Raw genomic sequence first — 3,091 nt, forward strand, 5'->3', positions numbered from 1 at the left:
GGTCCCTTGACCCTCCGATAGACTCAGGAATCACTACTCAGACATGGCTGCCCAAACCCTGTCATATCGAACCTACACAACATGTCATCTCGAACCTTGTCCTGAGCTTCCGCGAAGGAACTGTGAGAGATCTTGTAGTTAAGTCGGTAGATACAAAAACAAAGGAAAGATTTCTCCTTGCTGTCGAAATTGCGAGAACTTCCACTTGTCCATGATCCAGGTGTGACACTGGTTTTCCTATTTGTTATAATTGGACTTAAGATGCCCCACTGCATCCTGGAATTTTCGGATAATATACTTCGATTCCCTGACCCATCGGCGGTTTTAGCTAAGTTAAAAAGGTTTTTATCAGAAACAAAGGGGGATTCATCATTTTGCGAGGGGGGGGTAAGCATTATTATCTTATGGCAAATGTCAAATCCTGACACTATCTGTGTTTTTGGTTAACGAAAAGAAGGCGGTTACGACCTGCACTCAAATATATAACATGAAAATAATGGTCCGATTGAATTCTTTCTAATACATATTGGAATAGGTAAAATATAAGATCAAAACTCTTATTAATAATAATATTCGAAAAGTATTATTTCTAACTTCGTCCTCTTTTGTCGTCTCTTTAATAATCTTCTTATCAAATACCTTAGGTTTATTTGAGCTTAAAGCCTTTGACCTGTTTTCAAGGTATCTTAATCCGACCGGGTCGTCGGACCAAATAGTGATTGTTCAGGTTGATCAGGAGAGCATAGATGCCCTGAGCAAAGAAGGCATAACCTGGCCATGGCCAAGGCAGATATACGCCCCGATTGTAGAGTATCTGTCTCAGGCGGAAGCCGTGTTCATAGATATTCTCTATACCGAGCCTTCGTCGTACGGGGAGGAGGACGATATGATCTTTTCGGAGGCGATTAAAAGGGCAAATAATGTCCATCTTCCCGTCTTTCTTTCAAGAAAAGACGAAATAATTACCTCAGAGGGTAAGGAATTCTTGGATCACTTCGCGATCAAGGATGAAATCTCCACAGCCCTTAACTTCAATTCTATACTCTATCCTATAGAAGCTTTGAGGCAATCTATTAAGGGATCAGGGAACGTCACGATTTCTCCCGACGATGATGGAGTGTATCGAAGGATACCTCTTATTTTTCAATTAAGGGAATATCTAATCCCTCATTTTTTGCTTAATTATCTGCTTGAGAAGGGTACGGTAAAGATCACAAAAAACAGGATCTATGTTAGTGAGACCGAAATTCCTCTTGTAGATGGAAAGCTTTTGCTCAGATATTATAAAAATAATAATCCCTTTAGGACCTTTTCGGCCTCTGAGATATTAAAGTCCTATCTCGATGTTAACTCATCAAAAACTCCAATTATAAGAGAGGATTTTTTTAAAGATAAGATAGTATTTTTGGGACTTACCGCCGCAGGCTTATACGACCTTAAGCCAACATCTATTTCTGCCATTTCCACAGGTGTTTTAATTCATGCCACCACACTTGATAACATCATCAACAAGAGTTTCATAAGACCTGTTAATGACCTTTTAGTGGTTGTCTTTATGTTCTTAATCAGTCTTTTTATCAGTTACTCTGTCCTGAAACGCCACTCACTGGTGATAAATCTCTCCCTTTTCTTAGGAACTCTATCCATCATAGTCTTAATCGCTGTCCTATTATTTAAGAATGCAATATACATAAAGATAATACCCCCGATATCTTCCCTTATGGTTAGCTTTATGATTGCAGTTGCCTATAGTTATGCGACTGAGGGAAGACAGAGACTATTTCTTAAGAACACCATTTCACAGTACATGGACAAAAAGATAGCAGATTTCCTTCTGGAGAATCCCTCTCTTATCAAACCTGGCGGTCAGAAAAAGCGTGTTACCGTGTTTTTTGCCGACATTGCGGGGTTTACTACAATGTCAGAGAAGACAACGCCGGAGAAAATAGCCACATTGTTACATACGGTTCTGAATTCGCTCACCGATGTCATAATTCGAAATCAGGGGGTAATCGACAAATACATTGGCGATTGTGTGATGGCGTTCTGGGGTGCACCCTTTGAAGGAGATAATGACGAGCTAAACGCATGTTATTCCGCGATTCAGTGTATGGAGGCTATTAATCAATTAAATGAGGGATTCCGCAACGAGGGTTTCCCGGACTTGAACATAAGAATTGGTATACACACGGGCGAGGCCATAGCCGGGAATATTGGAAGCGACAGGCTTTTTCACTATACCGTGATAGGGGATACCGTAAACCTGGCGTCGAGGCTTGAATCTGTCAATAAATTCTTTAAGACGAGGGTAATCATAAGTGAAGAAACAATTAAAAATACGGACAATACATTTTTTACAAGGGAGCTCGGCTCCATTGCGGTAAAGGGTAAGGAGTTGCCAATTAAGATATTTGAACTCATGGGTGACGAAAAAGGCACTGATCCAGGAGAGAGAAGCCTTGGGGAGCTCTATCATCAGGGCATACGGTGTCATAACGAGCAGAGATTTAAGGAGGCCATGGAAGTCTTCGATGAAATACTTAAGAAGTATCCCCAGGATGGACCTTCGGAATTTTACAGGAAACGCTGCGAAGATTTGATTTCAGTCCACAACTTGACAGAAGGCTGGAATATTATAAAGTTTATGGAAAAATGAGAATCAGTATATGGTTAATATTCTTCCTTTACATCGCCGTTATTATTGCTTCAGCAAATTCCGTTAATGCCGAAACCGTAACCGTCATTACCAAGCAAAACGCAATAAGGGAGTCTTGTAAGTTCTTCTCACCTATTAAGGCGACGGTTCATTACAACGACGTGCTTGAGGTAATTTCCCAGAGTGGTGAATGGTATCAGGTCAGCTTTAGGGGAACACGGGGATGCATCCATAAGACTGCTGTTGAGAAAAGATCCATTTCTTTGAGTGAAATCTCAGGGTCTGGAAGCCGGCCTACCTCTGGTGAAGAAGTTGCACTTGCCGGCAAGGGGTTTAACCCTCAAGTCGAGGCGGCTTATTCAAGGGAAAATCCCGGTTTAAACTTCCAGGCGGTAAATAGGGTTGAGAATTATAGAGTTTCTGAAAATGAACTTA

General features: G+C 41.1%; 3 protein-coding genes. All 3 read left to right on the forward strand.

What is annotated here, in order from left to right:
- On the forward strand, window positions 1–215 hold a 215-nt coding region (locus VGA95_04240; protein ID HEX9665750.1), incomplete at its 5' end, for a hypothetical protein.
- Between the two features lie 356 nt (window positions 216–571).
- Window positions 572–2,656, forward strand: a complete 2,085-nt coding sequence (locus VGA95_04245) for an adenylate/guanylate cyclase domain-containing protein (protein ID HEX9665751.1) — start codon at window positions 572–574, stop codon at window positions 2,654–2,656.
- Window positions 2,653–3,091: hypothetical protein (locus VGA95_04250; protein ID HEX9665752.1), on the forward strand; the 439-nt coding region annotated here is incomplete at its 3' end. The genes VGA95_04245 and VGA95_04250, both read left to right, overlap by 4 nt.

Source organism: Thermodesulfobacteriota bacterium (genome assembly GCA_036397855.1).
In the GTDB taxonomy this organism is placed as follows: Bacteria; Desulfobacterota_D; UBA1144; order Nemesobacterales; family CSP1-2; genus DASWID01.